This window comes from Achromobacter pulmonis (assembly GCF_902859765.1).
GTDB lineage: Bacteria > Pseudomonadota > Gammaproteobacteria > Burkholderiales > Burkholderiaceae_B > Achromobacter > Achromobacter pulmonis.
Genome location: NZ_CADIJV010000004.1, coordinates 62,948 through 81,157, shown reverse-complemented (window position 1 = coordinate 81,157; position 18,210 = coordinate 62,948). Strand labels below are relative to the sequence as shown.

At 67.3% G+C, this 18,210-nt stretch carries 18 protein-coding genes; 8 read left to right on the top strand and 10 right to left on the bottom strand.

Features of this window, described 5'->3' with window-relative positions; all coding sequences use genetic code 11:
• Positions 1 to 6 precede the first annotated feature (6 nt).
• The 3 genes from HV701_RS05385 (at position 7) to HV701_RS05375 (ending at position 2,667) form a co-directional block, all read left to right on the top strand.
• Positions 7 to 1,446 carry a sensor histidine kinase gene (locus HV701_RS05385; RefSeq protein WP_175132044.1) on the top strand — a complete coding sequence of 480 codons (1,440 nt, stop codon included), beginning with the start codon at positions 7 to 9 and terminating at the stop codon, positions 1,444 to 1,446.
• Positions 1,443 to 2,057, top strand: coding sequence for a response regulator transcription factor (locus HV701_RS05380; protein WP_175132043.1), 615 nt, complete (start codon positions 1,443 to 1,445; stop codon positions 2,055 to 2,057). The genes HV701_RS05385 and HV701_RS05380 overlap by 4 nt, the downstream gene beginning before the upstream one ends.
• A 121-nt stretch (positions 2,058 to 2,178) precedes the next feature.
• Positions 2,179 to 2,667, top strand: coding sequence for a GlcG/HbpS family heme-binding protein (locus HV701_RS05375; protein ID WP_175132042.1), 489 nt, complete (start codon positions 2,179 to 2,181; stop codon positions 2,665 to 2,667).
• Positions 2,668 to 2,837: 170 nt separating this feature from the next.
• Here HV701_RS05375 and HV701_RS05370 read toward each other — a convergent pair whose 3' ends face one another.
• Together HV701_RS05370 and HV701_RS05365 are read right to left on the bottom strand one after the other, a co-directional pair.
• Positions 2,838 to 3,476: a glutathione S-transferase family protein gene (locus HV701_RS05370; protein WP_175132041.1), complete on the bottom strand. Its 639-nt coding sequence runs from the start codon at positions 3,474 to 3,476 to the stop codon at positions 2,838 to 2,840.
• A gap of 5 nt (positions 3,477 to 3,481) precedes the next feature.
• Positions 3,482 to 4,657 carry a PQQ-dependent sugar dehydrogenase gene (locus HV701_RS05365; RefSeq protein WP_175132040.1) on the bottom strand — a complete coding sequence of 392 codons (1,176 nt, stop codon included), beginning with the start codon at positions 4,655 to 4,657 and terminating at the stop codon, positions 3,482 to 3,484.
• Between the two features lie 110 nt (positions 4,658 to 4,767).
• Here HV701_RS05365 and HV701_RS05360 point away from each other — a divergent pair, with 110 nt between their 5' ends.
• Entirely contained in the window at positions 4,768 to 5,382 is a 615-nt protein-coding gene (locus tag HV701_RS05360) for a glutathione S-transferase family protein (RefSeq protein WP_175132039.1), read from the top strand.
• Positions 5,383 to 5,455: 73 nt separating this feature from the next.
• Here HV701_RS05360 and HV701_RS05355 read toward each other — a convergent pair whose 3' ends face one another.
• The gene (locus HV701_RS05355) at positions 5,456 to 6,409 is read right to left on the bottom strand and encodes a LysR family transcriptional regulator (protein ID WP_175132038.1); all 954 of its coding nucleotides are present in this window, start codon (positions 6,407 to 6,409) and stop codon (positions 5,456 to 5,458) included.
• 119 nt (positions 6,410 to 6,528) lie between these two features.
• Between HV701_RS05355 and HV701_RS05350 the strand changes: the two genes are divergently transcribed.
• From HV701_RS05350 to cuyB, 3 genes are read left to right on the top strand one after another with little or no spacing between them, the layout of a single operon-like run.
• A complete protein-coding gene (locus tag HV701_RS05350; RefSeq protein ID WP_175132037.1) occupies positions 6,529 to 7,512 on the top strand; it encodes a Bug family tripartite tricarboxylate transporter substrate binding protein in 984 nt (327 codons plus the stop codon).
• Positions 7,513 to 7,520: 8 nt separating this feature from the next.
• Positions 7,521 to 9,017, top strand: coding sequence for an N-acyl-D-amino-acid deacylase family protein (locus tag HV701_RS05345; RefSeq protein ID WP_175132036.1), 1,497 nt, complete (start codon positions 7,521 to 7,523; stop codon positions 9,015 to 9,017).
• Positions 9,010 to 9,753 (top strand): cysteate racemase, encoded by a 744-nt coding sequence (gene cuyB / locus HV701_RS05340; RefSeq protein WP_175132035.1) that lies wholly within the window; start codon positions 9,010 to 9,012, stop codon positions 9,751 to 9,753. Before HV701_RS05345 ends, cuyB begins: the two co-directional genes overlap by 8 nt.
• 196 nt (positions 9,754 to 9,949) lie before the next feature.
• On the opposite strand, the gene HV701_RS05335 is transcribed toward cuyB, so the two are convergent.
• From HV701_RS05335 to proC, 7 genes are all read right to left on the bottom strand, one after another.
• Entirely contained in the window at positions 9,950 to 10,651 is a 702-nt protein-coding gene (locus HV701_RS05335; protein ID WP_175132034.1) for an ABC transporter ATP-binding protein, read from the bottom strand.
• The gene (gene livG, locus HV701_RS05330) at positions 10,652 to 11,419 is read right to left on the bottom strand and encodes a high-affinity branched-chain amino acid ABC transporter ATP-binding protein LivG (RefSeq protein ID WP_175132033.1); all 768 of its coding nucleotides are present in this window, start codon (positions 11,417 to 11,419) and stop codon (positions 10,652 to 10,654) included.
• Positions 11,416 to 12,651 carry a high-affinity branched-chain amino acid ABC transporter permease LivM gene (locus HV701_RS05325; RefSeq protein ID WP_175132032.1) on the bottom strand — a complete coding sequence of 412 codons (1,236 nt, stop codon included), beginning with the start codon at positions 12,649 to 12,651 and terminating at the stop codon, positions 11,416 to 11,418. Before HV701_RS05325 ends, livG begins: the two co-directional genes overlap by 4 nt.
• Entirely contained in the window at positions 12,651 to 13,577 is a 927-nt protein-coding gene (gene livH, locus HV701_RS05320; RefSeq protein ID WP_175132031.1) for a high-affinity branched-chain amino acid ABC transporter permease LivH, read from the bottom strand. Before livH ends, HV701_RS05325 begins: the two co-directional genes overlap by 1 nt.
• Positions 13,578 to 13,768: 191 nt before the next feature.
• Entirely contained in the window at positions 13,769 to 14,884 is a 1,116-nt protein-coding gene (locus HV701_RS05315) for a branched-chain amino acid ABC transporter substrate-binding protein (protein ID WP_175132030.1), read from the bottom strand.
• Between the two features lie 398 nt (positions 14,885 to 15,282).
• The gene (locus HV701_RS05310) at positions 15,283 to 15,807 is read right to left on the bottom strand and encodes a queuosine precursor transporter (protein WP_175132185.1); all 525 of its coding nucleotides are present in this window, start codon (positions 15,805 to 15,807) and stop codon (positions 15,283 to 15,285) included.
• A 26-nt stretch (positions 15,808 to 15,833) separates the two neighbouring features.
• Entirely contained in the window at positions 15,834 to 16,667 is an 834-nt protein-coding gene (gene proC, locus HV701_RS05305; RefSeq protein ID WP_175132029.1) for a pyrroline-5-carboxylate reductase, read from the bottom strand.
• 194 nt (positions 16,668 to 16,861) lie between these two features.
• On the opposite strand from proC, the gene ugpB reads away from it, so the two are divergent.
• Positions 16,862 to 18,175: a sn-glycerol-3-phosphate ABC transporter substrate-binding protein UgpB gene (gene ugpB, locus HV701_RS05300; RefSeq protein WP_175132028.1), complete on the top strand. Its 1,314-nt coding sequence runs from the start codon at positions 16,862 to 16,864 to the stop codon at positions 18,173 to 18,175.
• The last annotated feature ends 35 nt before the right edge of the window (positions 18,176 to 18,210 follow it).

Genomic DNA, 18,210 nt, shown 5'->3' with positions numbered 1-18,210 from the left:
CCCAGCGTGAATCCCCCCTTGCGCCGCCGCGCCCTCCTCTACTGGCTGGTCCTGTTCTGCCTCGGCACCCTTTGGATTGGCCGCCAGCACTACGTCGACCAGTACGACCGTTTTTTCCAGGACACCAGCATTGCGCAGCGCATGCTGAGCCAGAAGGCCGTGCAGCACGAGGCGGTGCTGGCGACGCTGGCCGCGCTGTCGCATCCCCCCACGCCGGAACGGCTGTTTCCCAGCCTGCGGCCGGCCATGCCGCAACTGCGGGCGCTCGGTTACCTGACGGACGGCGCCTGGGCAGGCAGCAGCGCCGAGCCGCCCGGCCTGCGCGCCGCAGTGCAACAGGCCCGCAGCCTGGGCCGTCCGGTCACGCTGCCGCTGGACGCCGCCCGCTACTGGCTGGTGTCGCCCTCCAGCTGGAGTCTGCTGGTGGACGCGCGCGACCTGCTCGCCGCCGCCGACTTTCCCGCCGGCCTGTCCAACCTGACCCTTGCCATCGGCCCACAGCCGCTGGCGCTGCTGCAACGCCAGCCCGATCCCGCACCATCCGGCTGGCCGCTGGCGCTGTCCAAGCCGCTGGGCGCGGCCAGCCAGCCCTTCATGCTGTACAGCGCCCGCACGCTCACGCCGGCCACCTGGCCCTGGCTGCCCTGGCTGCTGTGGGGCCTGACCAGCGCGCTGCTGGTGGCGGGCGTGGCGGCCACCCGGCGCTCCCGCGCCGAGACCCGGCGCCGGCAGGAGCAGGCGCGCCTGGCCGCGATGGCGCGGCTCAGCACGCTGGGCGAAATGGCGGCCGGCATCGCCCACGAATTGAACCAGCCGCTGACCGCGATCCTGGCGCAGACGCGCGCCGCGCAACGCCTGCTGGACGACGACGACGAGCGCCCCGCGGTGCGCCGCGCGCTGCTGGCCAGCGCCGAACAGGCCAAGCGTGCCGCCGACATCATCAGCCGCATGCGCGACCTGGTGCAACCCAGCGCGCCGGGTCGGCGCGAGGCGCTGGACCCGGACGCGCTGGTGGACTCGCTGCGTTTCCTGCGCGGCCCCGAGCTGGCGCGCCAGGGCATCCAGTTGGACTGGCGCAACGCCAGCCCGCTGGCCCGGCCGCTGGGCGACCGGGTCGCCCTGGAACAGATCCTGCACAACCTGGTGCAGAACGCCGCCGACGCGCTGGCCGCCACCGCCGGCCCGCGCCAGATCGCGCTCGAAGGGCGCGCCGAGGGCGCCACCTATGTCTTCAGCGTCAGCGACAACGGCCCGGGCATCGCCGCCGACGCCTTGCCCCGGCTGTTCACGCCCTTCTACACCACCCGCGCCCAGGGCATGGGGCTGGGCTTGGCGCTCTGCGAAACGCTGGCGGGCGCCATGGACGGCCGCCTGGCCGCGCGCAACCTGCAGCCCTCGGGCGCCTGCTTCACCCTGGTACTGCCGCTGGCCGGAGACGCCGCATGAACCTGTCCGCCCAATCGCCCCTGGTCTACCTGGTCGACGACGACGACGCCGTGCGCGACGCGCTCGCGCTGCTGTTGCGCACGGTGGGCCTGCGCAGCGAAAGCCATGCCGATCCGCAGCGGTTCCTGGCGCAACTGGGGCCTCAGGCCATCGGCTGCGTGGTGCTGGACATCCGCATGCCCGGCATCAGCGGACTCGACGTGCTGGCGCGGCTGGCCGACACCTCGGACCTGCCGGTGGTGATGCTCACGGGCCACGCCAATGTCGACCTGTGCCGACGCGCCTTCAAGGGCGGCGCCATGGAGTTTCTGCAGAAACCCGTGGACGACGACGTCTTCCTGGACGCGGTGCAGTCCGCCGTGCGCGGCCACATCGCCCGCCGCGAGCGCCTGGCCGTGACCCAGGCCGCCGCCGACCGCCTGGCGCGCCTGTCGGCGCGCGAGCACGAGGTGCTGAAACGCATCGTGCAGGGCATGAGCAACAAGGAAATCGCGCGCGAATTCGACCTGTCGCCACGCACTGTCGAAACCTATCGCGCCAACGTCTTCGCCAAGCTCGAAGCCGACTCGCTGGCGCAATTGATCCGCCAGTACGCCACGTTGCTGGATTGACGCCGGCCCGCTACCTCCGTAGCGCTACGGAGGCCCGTGGGTAATCGGGCGCATACCGCGCCGCCGGCATTTTGGCCACACTGACTGCTCCTGATCCCCACTTGAAGAAAGGACGCAGACCATGACCCGTTACCCGCTCGCCACCCTGGTTGCCACGCTTGCCGTCAGCGGCGCCGCCCACGCCGCCGTGCTCAGCGAAAGCAATATCTCCAGCGCCGACGCCCAGAAGCTGGCCAGCGCCACCGTCGCCGCCTGCCAGGCCAAGGGCTACCACGTCAGCGCCTCGGTGGTCGACCGCGCCGGCCTGCTCAAGGCCTTCGCGCGCGCCGACAACGCCGGCCCGCACACCATCGAAGCCAGCCGCGCCAAGGCCTTCACGTCGGCCTCGGCCAAGGCGCCGACGCTGGCCATCATGGAGAACGCGCAAAAGAACCCCGCCGCCGCCAACCTGACCGACATCCCCGGCTATCTGCTGCTGGGCGGCGGCGTGCCCATCAAGGCCGGCAATAGCGTCATCGGCGCCATCGGCGTGGCCGGCGCGCCGGGCGGCAACCTGGACGCGCAGTGCGCGGATGCGGTGTTGGAAGAGAACGCGGCGTTGTTCAAGTAAGGCGGGCGAACCTGATCCCGAATGCCGCCGGATGGTCGGCGGCGATGGCGGCCCCGTCGAGCCGGTCCCATCTGCGGGAAATGGCGGGTCGACCAGCTCCGCATAGAAGGGGCCATCGGACGCATCAGCGGATGCGCCGTGCGGACGCTGCCGCCTCGGTCTGTGCGCGGCTACTCCGTCGGCGGCGGGAAATTGCGCTTGAGGACCCGCGCCACTTTCGGCTCTTGCGCCGCCTGGCGCGCCACCGATGTCAGCGCCGGACAATTGGCCTCGAACCAGGCCTGCCCGGGACGCCAGTGCGTCATCACCGTCACGTACAGGTCCAGGGCCGAAAAGCGCTCGCCCAGCATGTGCGGCGCGCCGGCCTGGCGCTCCAACTCCAGCCACAGATCAGCGCGGCGGCCATGCACCCGTTCGCGCAATAGTTCCGCGGGCGCTCCCGCGGTGGTCCACTGCGGCGGGTCGTCACCGTAGGTGAAGGTGGGGTAGATGGCTGCCACCAGCCGCAGCAGCAGATTCAGAAAGCGCGGCCGCTCCGGCCGCGTCGCCGCCGGGGCCAGGCCGGCCTGGGGCGCGACGTCGTGCAGGTGCAGCACCATCGCCGCGCTCTCCGTCATCACTTCGCCATCGGGCGTGATCAGCGTCGGCACCTGGCCCAGCGGGTTCAGGCGCAGCAGCCGGTCGCGCTGCGGCCCGGGCTTGAGATACGGCACATCGGTCAGCACATGCGGCACGTCGGCCAGCGCCAGCGCCATCTCGACGATGGCCGAGCCGCAGCCCGGCGACCCGATCAGTTCGTAGGTCTTCATGATGCTCACCCTCCCGGCTGCGCCGGCGCCAGCCGCAGCAATTCGCCCGGCGAGGCATCCGTCAGCACATAGATATAGCCGTCCGGCCCCTGCCGCACGTCGCGGATGCGGGCCTTGCGCTCGCCCAGCAGCCGTTCCTCGGCCACCACCTTGTCGCCGTCCAGCGTCAGGCGGATCAGGTCCTGGTCGGCCAGCGCGCCGATGAACAGCGAACGGCGCCAGGCCGGGAAACGGTCGGCGTCATAGAACGCCATGCCGCTGATGGCCGGCGACTTGGCCCACCAGTACAGCGGCGGCGCCATGCCGGGCAGCGTCTCGCCCCTGGCTTCGGGTATTGGCTGGCCGGAATAGTTGATGCCATGGGTCGCCAGCGGCCAGCCATAGTTCTTGCCGGGCTGCACCAGGTTGATCTCGTCGCCGCCGCGCGGGCCGTGCTCGTTCTCCCACAGCGCGCCGGTCCAGGGGTTGAGCGCCATGCCCTGCGGGTTGCGATGTCCGTACGACCAGATCTCGGGACGCGCGCCGGCCTTGCCGGCGAAGGGATTGTCGGTCGGCACCGAGCCGTCGGCCTTCAGGCGCACCACCTTGCCCTGCAGCTTGTCCAGGTCCTGCGCGCTTGGGCGCTGGTTGTTCTCGCCCAGCGAGATGAACAGGTAGCCTTTGCCGTCGAACACCAGGCGCGAGCCGAAGTGCAGCCCCTGCGACAGCTTGGGCGCCTGGCGGAACAGCACCTGGAAATCCTCCAGCGCGCTGGCGTCGGCCGACAGGCGGCCGCGGCCGACCACGGTACCGCTGCGCGAACCGTCGGATTCGGCATACGAAAGATAGACGTAGCGGTCCTGCGCGAAGCCCGGCGACAGCGCCACGTCGAGCAGGCCGCCCTGCCCCTGCGCCGCCACCTTGGGCACGCCGGCCAGCGGCTCGGACAGGCCGCCGGGGGTGCGCAGCAGGCGCAGCTTGCCAGGCCGTTCGGTGATCAGAACGCCGCCGTCGGGCAGGAATGCCATCGACCAGGGATGGTCCAGCCCGCCCACCACGGCCGTCACCTGCACGCGCGCGGCGGGTGGCCGGTCCGGGCTTTGCTGTGGCGAGGCCCAGGCCGGCGCGCACAGGAACAAGGCGGCGCAGGCGATCAGGGACGAGACGCGACGGATCGCGGACGGACGTGACGGCATGGACATCTCCGGCGGCTAAGGGGGCGCGGCGGTACTCGGCGGCGCCGCGCGGGTGGCGTACCATAGGCGCAGCGACGGGTGGCCTCCCGTCCTATCCTCTCAGGAGACTCCCTTACATGAAACTGTACTACATGCCCGGCGCGTGCTCGCTCGCTTCCCACATCGTGCTGGAATGGATCGGCAAGCCGTACGAGACCCACAAGCTCAGCCGCGACGAACTCAAGGGCGCCGAGTTCCTCAAGGTCAACCCGCTCGGCGCCGTGCCCGCGCTGGACGACGACGGTTTCAAACTGACCCAGAACGTCGCGATTCTCGAATACCTGGCCGAACAGGCCCCCCAGGCCAAGCTGCTGGGCGACGGTTCGGCCCGCTCGCGCGCCGACGTGCGCCGCTGGCTGGGCTTCATCAACTCCGACATCCACAAGACCTTTTCGATGATCTTTGGCGCCGGCCGCTTTCTCAGCGAGGAAGCCCCGCAGCAGGAACTGGCCGCCTCCGCGTCCAAGCTGCTGACGCGCCTGTTCGCGCTGCTCGACGCCCAACTGATCGACCAACCATACCTGGGCGGCGACGCGCCTTCGATTGCCGACGCCTATCTGTACGTGGTGATGCGCTGGGCCCACGCCAAGCAGATCGACCTGTCCAACCAGGATCACCTGGCCGCGTTCTTCAAGCGCATGCAGGACAACCCTGGCGTCCAGGCCGCGCTCAAGGCCGAAGGCCTGGCGTAATGCCGCCAGGGCCGCCTTGACGGCCCGGCAAGTCGGATCGCCCCGCCGCCCGCGCGCCGGGGCGATGCCATTTTCAGCCGCCGGCCAGCGTCGGCGCGGCGACGTCCAGGGTCTTCTTGACCGCCGCCAGGAAGCGCCGCGCCAGCAGGGGCGGCGCGCTCAGGTTCGAATGCGTCGCCCAGATCTCGACACTGGCGGCGGGCGCGATCGGCCGCAGCACCACGCTTGCCGCCTGGTCCGGCGACACGCACCAGGCGTCCACCAGCGCCGGCCCCAACCCCTGCTGCACGAACGAACAGGCGGTCACCGGCGAATGCACCTCGACCGCCGCCGCGCAGGCCGGCGCGCCGCCGAAAAACGACTGCAGGGCCTGTCCCAGCGGCGTATCGCGCGGATAGCCGATCCAGGCCGCCGAAGCGAAATCCTCCGGATGCACGACCTCGTGCGCGGCCAGGGGATGGTCCCGCGGCAGCACGCAAACCACCGGCACCGTGGCCAGCTTGACCGAGGTCAGGTTGGGATGGTCCGGCGGCCGCATCGAGATGCCGATATCGGCCTGGCCCGACAGGAAATACGCCGCCAGCTCATCGAACGTGACGCTGCGGTAATCCACCCGCGCCGCCGCATTGCGGTCGCGAAACCGCCCCAGCGCCATCGGCACCAGCCGCTGGCCATAGCTGGCGCTGGCCACCACCCTGAGCATGCCGGCACCGGACTGCCCCAGGCTGGCGGCCAGGTCATTGACGCGCTGGATGCCGCCGTAGACCTGCTCGACTTCGGCATACAGGCGCCGCGCCTCCGCCGTGGGCGACAGCCGGCTGCGCACGCGCTCGAACAGGCGGTAGCCCAACCGGTCTTCGGTCAGCGCCAGCACCCGGCTCACCGCGGGCTGCGACACGTGCAGCATGCGGCCCGCGCCGCTGATCGAGCCGGCCATCATGATGGCGCGGAACACCTCGATCTGGCGCAGGTTCAGCGGCCGGCCGGCGCTTGGCGCGCGTTCGCCGGCATCGTCGTGCGCATCCATTTTTTCCCCCTTGATCAATAACGGCGGATTATAGGTTTTCGACATTTTTCGATGACGCAGTGCCGCAAACCCGGTGCTAATCTGGCCGCCTCCACACAACAAAACAAGGGGAATCCAGCATGCAACGCACCTTCCTGCGCCACGTCGCCGCCCTGGCCCTGGCCGCCACCACGCTCGCCAGCGGCGCGCAGGCCGCCGGGACCTATCCCGACAAGCCCATCACTTTCATCGTGCCTTCGGCCGCCGGCGGCTCGCCCGACGTATTGTCGCGCCTGATCACCACGCAACTGGCCAAGGACACCGGCGCCACCCTGGTGGTGGAAAACCGTCCCGGCGCGGCCGGCAACATCGGCATTACCCTGATCAAGCGCGCCGCGGCCGACGGCTACACCATCGGCTACGGCAACATCAACACGCTGGCCGTGAACCGCTCGCTGTTCAAGCGCCTGCCCTACGACGTCGACCAGGACCTGGCCCCCGTGGCGCACCTGTTCGACCTGTACAACGCCCTGATCGTGCCGGCCGGCTCGCCCATCAAGAGCGTGCAGGACCTGATCGAGCGCGCCCGCAAAGAACCCGGCCGCCTGTCCTATGGCGCCTCGGGCGTGGGCACCACCGGCCACATGGGCGGCGAGCTGTTCAAGAGCATGGCCAAGGTCGATGTCATGTTCATCCCGTACAACGGCGGTCCCGCCGCCATCCAGGACCTGCTGGGCGGACGCCTGGACTACATGTTCGTCAATACCTCCGAAGCCACGCCGCTGGTCAAGAGCGGCAAGGTGCGCGCCATCGGCGTCAGCAGCCTCAAGCGCCTGGCGCTGATGCCCGCTGTGCCGACCCTGGACGAGGCCGGCCTGAAGGGCTACGAAACCGTGGCCTGGGGCGGCGTGGTCGCGCCCAAGGGCACCCCGCCCGACGTGGTGGCCAAGCTCAATGGCGCCATCCAGAAGGCGCTGCAGGCCCCCGAAGTGCGCACCGGACTGGCAACGCTGGGCGCCGAGCCGGCCACCGGCAATCCCGATGACTTCAAGCAGTTGATCGATCGCGAAACCGCCAAATGGAAGCGCATCATCGATACCGCCGGCATCGAAAAACTGGATTGAGCCCCGCCATGACGGACAGCAGCACCCCGGCGGCCCACGCCTTGCAAGCAGACTTCATCGTCGCCGGCGCCACCCTCATCGACGGCAGTGGCGGCGCCGCCCGCCAGGGCGACCTGGCGGTGCGGGGCGGGCGCATCGCGGCGCTGGGAGATTTCGCCCACCCGCCCGGCGCGCGCGTGATCGACGCCCGCGGCCTGGCCCTGGCGCCCGGCTTCATCGACTCGCACACCCACGACGACGGCTACCTGCTGGCCCATCCCGGGATGCTGCCCAAGGTGTCGCAAGGCATCACCACAGTGGTCACGGGCAACTGCGGCATCAGCCTGGCGCCGCTATCGCGCCAGGCGATTCCGCAGCCGCTGGACCTGCTCGGCCCGCCCGCGCTGTTCCGTTTCGGCACCTTCCGCGAGTGGGTCCAGGCCCTGGCCGACACGCCCGCGGCCGTCAATGTGATCCCCCTCGTCGGCCACACCACCCTGCGCGTGGCGACGATGGACGATACCGGGCGCGCCGCCACCGCTGCCGAGCGCCAGGCCATGCGCGGCCTGCTCGACGAGGCGCTCGAGGCCGGCGCGTTCGGCGTGTCCACCGGCACCTTCTACCCCCCCGCCAGCGCCGCGCCCACCGACGAGATCATCGATGTCTGCCAGCCGCTGCGCGGCCGCGCCGGCGCGATCTACGCCACCCACCTGCGCGACGAAGCCGACCACATCGTGCCGGCCATGGAAGAAGCCCTGCTGATCGGCCGCGAGCTGGATTGCCGCGTGGTGTTCTCGCACCACAAGCTGGCCGGCGAACGCAATCACGGCCGCAGCCGCGAAACCCTGGACCTGATCAGCCGCGCCGCCGCCGCGCAACGCGTCTGCCTCGACTGCCATCCCTACCCGGCCACCTCGACCATGCTGCGGCTGGACCGGGCCCGCCTGGCCAGCCGCACCATGATCACCTGGTCCAAGGGCTACCCCGAGGCCACCGGCCGCGATTTCGGCGAGGTCATGGCTGAACTGGGCCTGGATGACGCGGCCGCCATCGCCCGCCTGGCGCCCGCCGGCGCCATCTACTTCCTGATGGACCCGGCCGACGTCAACCGCATCTTCAGCCATCCGCTGACCATGGTCGGCTCCGACGGCCTGCCCTTCGACCCGCATCCGCATCCGCGCCAATGGGGCACCTTCACCAACGTGCTGCGCGCCATGGTGCGCGAACAACAGTTGCTGTCGCTCGAAAGCGCCATCCACAAGATGACCGGCCTGGCGGCCGCCCAATACGGCCTGTCCGGACGCGGCCTGCTGCGGCAGGGGTATCATGCTGACCTGGTGCTGTTCGATCCCGCCAACGTCACGGACACGGCCACTTTTTCAGCTCCCATTCAGGTCAGCCAGGGCATCCACGCAGTATGGGTCAACGGCAGGCAAGTGTGGGATGGGGAACGAACCGGCACCGAGCGCCCGGGCCAGGTACTGGCACCCGGTGAAGCAATACCTTGGAGTCAACAAAGTGAATAGCTATTCCCAGGGCTGTTACCTGGGTGTTTTGGGCGGCATGGGCCCCTTGGCCGGCGCCGCTTTCGCCCTGCGCCTGGCGGCGCTCACGCCCGCCGACGCGGACCAGCAACACATCCCCACTCTGCTGCGCAACGACCCGCGCATCCCCGACCGTTCCAGCGCCCACATGGCCGGCGGCGAAAATCCCCTGCCCTACATGGTCGACGGCGTGCGCTTCCTCGAACGCGCCGGCGCCCAGCTCATCGCCATCCCCTGCAACACCGCGCACCTCTGGTACGACGAAATCGCCGCGGCCACGCGCCTGCCGGTCCTGCACATCATCCAGGCCGTCATCGACGACCTGCGCCGCCTCGGCCTGCACCAGGGCCGCATCGGCCTGATGGGCACCGCCGCCACGCTCAAGCTCGGTCTCTACCAGCGCCACCTCGAAGCCCAGGGCTACGAATGCATCGTCCCCGACGACGAGGAGGTCGAGCGCTACTGCATGGCCTCGATCCGCGCCGTCAAGGGCAACCAGCTCGACGCCGCCTTCGCTCCCGCCGCCGACGGCATTGCCCGCCTGAAGGCGCGCGGCGCCGATGCCGTCGTCCTGGGCTGCACCGAACTGCCGCTGGCCGTGCCCCACGCCCTGCGCCCCAGCCTCGGTATCACCCTGACCGACTCCATCGACGCCCTGGCCCGCGCCGCCATCGCGCACTACCTGGCCGACCAGCCCGAGCAACGCATCGCGGCATAGGGGCGCCGAAGGCGGACCAAGATGACGACGCAGCAGTCCGGAGCGAGCGCGCCGGACCGCAGTCGTTGGCGCGCCTCGCCAGGGCGCCGCCCGCCTCGGGCGACCTACAAAGCAGCATCCCCGGCAAGACAAAAAAAGGGCGCCCCTTGCAGTAGCGCCCAAATTTCCCTTCGCGGGGAATAAACCGTAATTCGAATCACCCGCCCAGATACGCCTTACGCACCTGATCATTGACCAGCAGATTCGCCCCCGTATCCTGCAGCACGACCCGCCCGTTCTCCAGCACGTAGCCGCGATCCGCCACCTGCAGCGCCTTGTTGGCGTTCTGCTCGACCAGGAACACCGTCACGCCCTGCTCGCGGATCTCGCGGATGATGTCGAAAATCTGCGCGATCACCAGCGGCGCCAGTCCCAGCGTCGGCTCATCCAGCAACAGCAATCGCGGCCGCGTCATCAGCGCCCGCCCGATCGCCAGCATCTGCTGCTCGCCGCCCGACATCAACCCGGCGCGCTGGCTGGCCCGTTCCTTCAGGCGCGGGAACAGGCCATAGACATGGTCGATGCCCTCCTGGATCTGCTCGCGCTTGGAGAAAAAGCCGCCCATCTTCAGGTTCTCGGCCACCGTCAGATCCTTGAACACGCGCCGCCCCTCCGGCGAAATGGCAATGCCACTGCGCATGATGTGGTGCGTATCCTTGTGGGTGATGTCCTCGCCCTCGAAGGTGATCGTGCCTTCCTTGGCTCGCGGGTTGCCGCAGACCGTCATCAGCAAGGTGGTCTTGCCGGCGCCGTTGGCGCCGATCAGGGTCACGATCTCGCCCTGGTTGACGTCCACCGACACGCCGTTCAGCGCCTGGATGGCGCCATAGTAGGTGTGGATGTTTTCCAGCTTCAGCATTTATTCCTCCCCCAGGTACGCCTTGATGACGCGCTCGTCGTTGCGCACCTGCTCGGGGGTGCCGGTAGTAATGGGCTTGCCGTGCTCCATCACCAGGATGCGGTCGGAAATACCCATGATCAGGCTCATGTCGTGCTCGATCAGCAGCACCGCCACGCCGAACTCGCGGCGCAGCTGGTCGATCAGCGATTGCAGGTCGCGCTTCTCCTGCGGATTCAGGCCCGCCGCCGGCTCGTCCAGCATCAGCAGGCGCGGCTTGGTGATCATGCAGCGCGCGATCTCCAGGCGGCGCTGGTGGCCGTAGGCCAGATTGCCCGCCTCGCGGTTGGCATACTCGCGCAGCCCCATGAAATCCAGCCACTGCGCCGCGCGCGACAAGGCCTCGGTTTCCGCCTGGCGATAGGCCTTGGTCTTGAGCAGGCCCGGCAACAGGCGCGATTCCACCTGCGTGTGCTGCGCCACCAGCAGGTTCTCCAGCACCGTCAGCTGCTTGAACAGCCGCACGTTCTGGAACGTGCGCACCAACCCGTGGCGCGCCACCTTGTGGCTCGGCAGGCCGGTGATCGGCTTGCCGTCCATCACGATATCGCCCGCGGTCGGCGAATAGAACCCGCCCACGCAATTGAACACCGTGGTCTTGCCGGCGCCATTGGGGCCGATGATGGCGAACACCTCGTCGGATTTGACTTCGAACGCCACGCTGTCAACGGCCAGCAGACCGCCGAAACGCATGGTCAGCCCGGATACTTTCAGCAATGCCTCGCTCATTTAGCCAGCTCCACGTGGGGACGCTTCATGGGCAACAACCCCTGCGGACGCCACATCATCATCAACACCATCACCAGCCCGAACATCAGCATCCGGTACTCGGCGAACTCGCGCGCCAGCTCGGGCAACACCGTCAGCAGGATCGCCGCCAGAATCACGCCCACCTGCGAGCCCATGCCGCCCAGCACCACGATGGCCAGGATCAGCGCCGACTCGATGAAGGTGAACGACTCGGGGTTGACCATGCCCTGGCGCGCCGCGAAGAACGCGCCGCCGAAACCGGCGAAGGTTGCGCCCAGCGTGAACGCCGACAGCTTGATGCGGGTGGGATTCAGGCCCAGCGAACGGCAGGCGATCTCGTCCTCGCGCAGGGCTTCCCAGGCGCGGCCGACCGGCATGCGGATCAGGCGCGTGGACACCAGCAGCGTGATCAGCGCCAGCAGCAGCGCCATCATGTACAGGTAGATCACCATGTGCTGGTTCTGGAACGTCAGGCCGAAGAAGTCATGGAACGTGGTGGCGCCCTCCTCGCTGGCGCGGCGGGTCATTTCCAGGCCGAACACCGACGGTTTGGGAATGCCCGAAATGCCATCCGGACCGCCCGTGAGCGTGTTCAGGTTGATCAGCAGCAGGCGGATCATTTCACCGAAGCCCAGTGTCACGATGGCCAGGTAGTCGCCGCGCAGCCGCAGCACCGGGAAGCCAAGGACGAAACCGAACAACGCCGCCATCGCGCCCGAGAACGGCAACGCTTCCCAGAAGCTCCAGCCGCCCCAGTGATACAGCAAGGCATAGGTATAGGCGCCGACGGCATAGAAGCCGACGAACCCCAGGTCCAGCAGGCCCGCGAAGCCGACCACGATGTTCAGACCCAGGCCGAGCATCACGTAGATCAGCACCAGCGTGGCGATGTCGACCGAGCTGCGGCCGGCAAAGAACGGCCAGGTCACCGCCACCGCCAACAGCAACAGCATCAGCAGCTTGTGGTTCTTGGCCGGCGCCGACGGCAGCGTCGGCAGGCTTGCCTTGAATTGGCGCAGCGGCCGGGTCAGCCATGGCCGCAACAGCTGGAACACGAACACGACCGCGGCGGCGATGGCCACCAGCGACCAATGCGATTGCATCGATGTCCGGGCCCCCTGGCGCACCAGTTCCAGGCCGAAGATGGGGGTGACGATGACGGCGGTCAGCACCGCCGCCATGGTGGCGTTTTTGAGATTGTTGTTCGACATCAGACTTTTTCCACCTCAGGTTTGCCCAACAGCCCGGTGGGACGGAACAGCAGGATCAGGACCAGCAGCGAGAACGCCACGATGTCCTTGTACTGCGACGAGATATAGGCGGCCGCGAACGTTTCGGCCAGCCCCAGCAGCACGCCGCCCAGCATGGCACCGGGGATGCTGCCGATGCCGCCCAGCACCGCCGCCGTGAAGGCCTTGATGCCGGCCAGGAAGCCGATGAAGGGGTTGAGCTTGCCGATGGTGATGGCGATAAGCACGCCGCCCACCGCCGCCAGGATCGCGCCCATCACGAACGTGAAGGAAATCACGCGGTTGGTGTCGATGCCCAGCAGGTTGGCCATGTGCATGTCCTGCGAGCAGGCGCGCGAGGCGCGGCCCATGCGGGAATACTTGATGAACAGCGTCAGCGCCACCATCAGCACCACGGTCACCACGATGATCATGATGCGCGAATACGGCACCGTCACGTCGAAATCGGTACCCATCTGGAACTGCACCGCGCCCGACACCAGCGATGGCACCGCCATGTCGCGCGCGCCCTGGCCCAGCGCGACCCAGTTCTGCAGGAAGATCGACATGCCGATGGCGGAGATCAGCGCCACCAGGCGGGGGCTGCCGCGGACCGGGCGATACGCCACGCGCTCGACGCTGAAGCCATAGACGCCGGTGACGACGATGGCCACCAGGAGCATGGCGGCGATGATGAACGGCACCGGCAAGCCGCTGTTGGTGCCGATGGCCGTCAGGGTGACCAGGCCGACATAGGCGCCGATCATGTAGATTTCGCCGTGGGCGAAGTTGATCATACCGATGATGCCGTAGACCATTGTGTAGCCGATGGCGATCAACGCGTAGATCGCGCCCAGAGACAATCCGTTGAAGAATTGCTGGGTAAGTTGGGGTATGAGGTCGGACATTATTTCTCTATGCTCCAAATAGTTCCGGCTCCGGTAGAGAGACCCGGAGCCGGAAACCTGGGCGTATTTTAAGGGCCTGTCTTCATCGCGCGCCGGCCGCACAGCGCTTTTGGCGCATCGCTACGCGGATTACGGCACATCGACGACGACAGGCCCTCGCGCCGGCACCACGCCGGCGGAATCGCGGGAGTTTACAGCTGGGTCTTCTTGCCGTTCTTGTCCCATTTGTAAACGGCGAATTCGAAGTTCTTCAGATCGCCCTTGGCGTCGTACTCGACCTTGCCGATACCGGTATTGAAAGTGGTCTTGTGCATGTAATCGGCGACCTTGGCGGGGTCTTCGCCCACCGCGTTGATGCTGTCGGCCAGGATCTGCACCGCCGCGTAGGCCGGCATCTGGAAGGCGCCGTCCGGATCGCGCTTGGCGTCCTTGAAGGCCTTGACGATGCTCTCGTTGCCCGGCAGCTTGGTGAAGTCGGCAGGCAGCGTCACCAGCAGGCCGTCGATGGCCGGGCCGGCGATCGCCACCAGATCCTGGTTGGCGGTGCCTTCCGGACCCATGAACTGGACATTCAGGCCCTGCTCACGCGACTGGCGCAACAGCAGGCCCAGCTCGGGGTGGTAGCCGCCGAAGTAGACCAGATCGACGCCGGCCGCCTTGAGCTTGGTGATGATGGCCGAGTAATCGCTGTCCCCGACGTTGATGCCTTCGAACATCGCGACGTTCACGCCTTCCTTGTCCAGGGTGTCCTTGACCTGGGTGGCCACGCCCGAGCCGTAGGTCTGCTTGTCGTGCAGCACGGCGACCTTCTTGGGCTTGAGGGTGTTGGCGATATAGCGAGCGGCGTACGGCCCCTGCTGGTCGTCGCGGCCGATGGTGCGGAAGAAGAAGTGCGGCTTGATGGTGTCGGTCACCAGCGGCGACGTGGCGCCCGGCGTGATGCCGACGATCCCTTCCTGTTCGTAGACGTTGACGGCCGCCACGGTCACGCCCGAGCACGCATGGGCCACGGCGAACTTGGCGCCGGAGTTGACCACGCGGTTGGCGGCCGGCACGGCCTGCTTCGGCTCGCAGCCGTCGTCGATGAGGATGGGTTCGAGCTTCTTGCCCTTGACGCCGCCCTTGGCGTTGATGGTCTCGATGGCAGTCAGCGCGCCAGCCTGGATCTGGTCGCCGTACTGGGTGTTGGGGCCCGTCATGGGCTGCGGGATGCCGATCTTGATGGTATCGGCGGCGTGCACGGAACCTGCCAGGGCGAGCGCCCCGAATGCCATAGCTACCGGGGTAAGGCGATGCAGAAACTTCATGCGGAGTTCTCCAGCGAGGTTTTGAGCGGCTCTGTTCGATCCGGAGTATCGGGTGGATTCCCCTAAACCCGCATCGCCCGTCGCCGGCTTCTTGGGCGAAAACACTGTGTGGCCGGTATTCTGGAAGCAAGCCGACATACTGTCACTGCGTGTAATCCCCAATATTTGAAGAACAACTTTTAATCGTGACGGATAGACGCGACAAGTATGTGAAAACGCAGGAGAAATCCGCGTGGCGCCTGGGATTGCGGCTGGCGCCGCGGACCATTGGATGGCAGGCGATTTATATGAATAATCATTAATACATTGTTTGACTTCGCATTTTCATACAGTACTTACGCGAGTCTTACGAATAATGATTATCCCGTTAATAATAATCGCCCGATTTTCGAAAAAAATCAGGCGTTGGCCGGTTTGGCGAGATTCCACATCAACGCCCGGAACGGCGCCAGCATGCTGATATTGACCGCCAGCTTGACCGCCAGGTCGCCCAGCATCCAGCTCAGCCAGGGCGCGCCGGTGGCGGCAAAGGCCACGCTGAAGAACACCGCGGTATCGAGCGCGGCGCCCAACACCCCGGACACCAGCGGCGCGCGCCACCAGCGCTGGTCGCGCAGGCGGTCGAACACCTGGATGTCCACCAATTGCGCGCAGATATAGGCCAGGCCCGAGGCCAGCGCGATGCGCGGCGAGGCCACCCACACCGAAACCACCAGCGCCGCGGCGAAACCGAACCAGGCCACGCGGCGCGCCGCCGCCGGACCGAAGCGGCGGTTGAGCACGTCGGTGACCAGAAACGCCACCGGATACGACAGGCCGCCCCAGGTCAGCCAGTCGTTCAGGGGCACTTGCACCAGGATGTTCGACCCCACCACCACCAGCACCATGCACAGCACCGCGATGCCGAACTGGGTCCGGCTCATAGGCGCGAAGCGCGTGGCGGCGTGGCTCACTTGCCGAACTCCTCGGCCAGTTCGCGCGAACGCTGCGCGGCGGCCGCCATGGCGTCCTCGACGATGCCGGTGAAGCCGGCGGCATTGAACGCCGCCAGCGCCGCCGCGGTGGTGCCGCCCTTGGAGGTGACGCGCTCACGCAGCACCGAGGGCGGATCGGACGATTCGGCCGCCAGCCTGGTGGCGCCGGCGAAGGTGCCCAGCGCCAGCTGGCGCGCCTGTTCGGCCGTCAGGCCGACCTTCTGGCCGCCCGCGATCAGGGCTTCGAGGAAAAGGAACACATAGGCTGGGCCGCTGCCCGACAATGCCGTCACGGCGTCCAGGGCGGCGTCGTCGGCCACCCAGACCACCTCGCCGACGCTGGCCAGCATGCGGGCGGCCAGGTCGCGGTCGGCCTGCCCCACGCCATCGAGCGCGGCCAGGCCGGTGATGCCGGCGCCGACCAGCGCCGGCGTGTTGGGCATGCAGCGCACCAGGCGGCGCCACGGCGCCGCGGGCGTGCCGAGCCAGCCAGCCAGGGTGTCGGCGCGGATGCCGGCCGCAACGCTTACCACCAAAGTGTCGTCGCGCAACCACTGACGCGTGGAAGCCACAACCTCTTTCATGTTCTGTGGCTTGACCGCGAACACCCAAACGCGGCACCGCGCCAGGGCCTCGTCCGGGGCGCTCGCGGTGGTCATGCCGCGGGCTTGCCAGGCAGCGTGCGAATCCTGGTTAATGTCAATGACATGAATGCTTCCGGCGGGGCATACTTTGCCCGCCAGGCCGGAAGCCAGCGCGGCGGCCATATTGCCGCCGCCAATGAACGCAATCGAAAGTTCGTTTTTCATGGGATGCGATTGTAAACCGGTCGGCCCCTGCGGGAAAAAAGGAAAAATGTTCGTTCGCGCCTAAAACGCGCAATTTGACAGGCGTTTTAAGTGATGTGAAAGTCACGGTTTTGTCACAAACAATTCATAAGGTGACGTGTTTTCCGCGCCCGGACAACCCCCGGCGCGACACGACCAACTGGAGGAAACCTCTCATGCGATCCCACCGAATTGCCCTTACTTTCGCCGCCGTCATGGCGGCCTTCGCCGGCGCTTCCGCGCACGCGGCCACCGAGATCACGTTCTGGCACTCGATGGAAGGCGCGCTGGGCGACCGCGTCAACGGCCTGGTCGATGAGTTCAACAAGAAGAACCCCGACTACCAGGTCAAGGCTGTCTACAAAGGCAACTACGGTGAATCGATGAACGCCGGCATCGCCGCGTTCCGCGCCGGCAACGCCCCGGACATCCTCCAGGTATTCGAAGTCGGCACCGCCACCATGATGTACGCCAAGGGCGCCATCAAGCCGGTGCAGCAGATGTCGGAAGAAGTCGGCAACCCGATCGATCCGAAGCAGTTCATCGGCGCCGTGGCCGGCTACTACTCGTCGGCCGACGGCAAGCTGGTGTCGATGCCCTTCAACAGCTCGACCGTGGTGTTCTACTACAACAAGGACGCCTTCAAGAAGGCTGGCCTGGACGCCGACAATCCGCCCAAGACCTGGGAAGAGCTGGCCGCCGCCGGCCAGAAGCTCAAGGCCGCCGGCCAGGAATGCGGCTACACCACCTCGTGGCCGTCGTGGGTCCAGCTGGAAACGTTCTCGGCCTGGCACAACGTGCCGTACGCCACCAAGGACAACGGTTTCGGCGGCCTGGACGCCCGCATCGCGATCAACACTCCGCTGCACGTGCGCCACCTGGAAAACCTGGCCAAGCTGGGCAAGGAAGGCATCTTCATGTACGGTGGCCGCGGCGACGAGCCGAACTCGCTGTTCATCAGCGGCAAGTGCGCCATGATCACCGGTTCCTCGGGCCTGCGCGCCAACATCGCCAAGAACGCCAAGTTCGAGTTCGGCACCTCGACCCTGCCCTACTACGCTGACGTCAAGGGCGCGCCGCAGAACACCATCATCGGCGGCGCTTCGCTGTGGGTCTTCGCCAACAAGAAGCCGGAAACCTACAAGGGCGTGACGGCGTTCTTCAAGTTCCTGGCCAGCCCCGAAATCGCCGCCCGCTGGCACCAGCAGACCGGGTACGTGCCGGTCACCAAGGCCGCCTACGAGCTGACCAAGAAGGAAGGCTTCTACGACAAGAACCCGGGCACCGAAGTCGGCGTCAAGCAGTTGAACGTCGAAACCACCGCGCAATCGCGCGGCCTGCGCCTGGGCTTCCTGCCGCAGATCCGTGAAATCGAGGACGCCGAAATCGAGCGCATCGTGGCGGGCAAGGTCTCGGCCAAGGACGGCGCCGAGAACATCGTCAAGCGCGGCAATGAACTGCTGGAAAAGTTCGAGAAAAGTGTAAAGTAACGCCCATTCCGAAGCTTGCCAGCCGGTCCCGCGCC

Coding starts and splice junctions, on each gene's coding strand:
- HV701_RS05380 (WP_175132043.1), top strand. CDS start 1,443: ATGAACCTGTCCGCCCAATCGCCCCTGGTCTACCTGGTCGACGACGAC.
- HV701_RS05375 (WP_175132042.1), top strand. CDS start 2,179: ATGACCCGTTACCCGCTCGCCACCCTGGTTGCCACGCTTGCCGTCAGC.
- HV701_RS05370 (WP_175132041.1), bottom strand. CDS start 3,476: ATGAAGACCTACGAACTGATCGGGTCGCCGGGCTGCGGCTCGGCCATC.
- HV701_RS05365 (WP_175132040.1), bottom strand. CDS start 4,657: ATGTCCATGCCGTCACGTCCGTCCGCGATCCGTCGCGTCTCGTCCCTG.
- HV701_RS05360 (WP_175132039.1), top strand. CDS start 4,768: ATGAAACTGTACTACATGCCCGGCGCGTGCTCGCTCGCTTCCCACATC.
- HV701_RS05355 (WP_175132038.1), bottom strand. CDS start 6,409: ATGGATGCGCACGACGATGCCGGCGAACGCGCGCCAAGCGCCGGCCGG.
- HV701_RS05350 (WP_175132037.1), top strand. CDS start 6,529: ATGCAACGCACCTTCCTGCGCCACGTCGCCGCCCTGGCCCTGGCCGCC.
- HV701_RS05345 (WP_175132036.1), top strand. CDS start 7,521: ATGACGGACAGCAGCACCCCGGCGGCCCACGCCTTGCAAGCAGACTTC.
- HV701_RS05335 (WP_175132034.1), bottom strand. CDS start 10,651: ATGCTGAAGCTGGAAAACATCCACACCTACTATGGCGCCATCCAGGCG.
- livG (WP_175132033.1), bottom strand. CDS start 11,419: ATGAGCGAGGCATTGCTGAAAGTATCCGGGCTGACCATGCGTTTCGGC.
- HV701_RS05325 (WP_175132032.1), bottom strand. CDS start 12,651: ATGTCGAACAACAATCTCAAAAACGCCACCATGGCGGCGGTGCTGACC.
- livH (WP_175132031.1), bottom strand. CDS start 13,577: ATGTCCGACCTCATACCCCAACTTACCCAGCAATTCTTCAACGGATTG.
- HV701_RS05315 (WP_175132030.1), bottom strand. CDS start 14,884: ATGAAGTTTCTGCATCGCCTTACCCCGGTAGCTATGGCATTCGGGGCG.
- HV701_RS05310 (WP_175132185.1), bottom strand. CDS start 15,807: ATGAGCCGGACCCAGTTCGGCATCGCGGTGCTGTGCATGGTGCTGGTG.
- proC (WP_175132029.1), bottom strand. CDS start 16,667: ATGAAAAACGAACTTTCGATTGCGTTCATTGGCGGCGGCAATATGGCC.
- ugpB (WP_175132028.1), top strand. CDS start 16,862: ATGCGATCCCACCGAATTGCCCTTACTTTCGCCGCCGTCATGGCGGCC.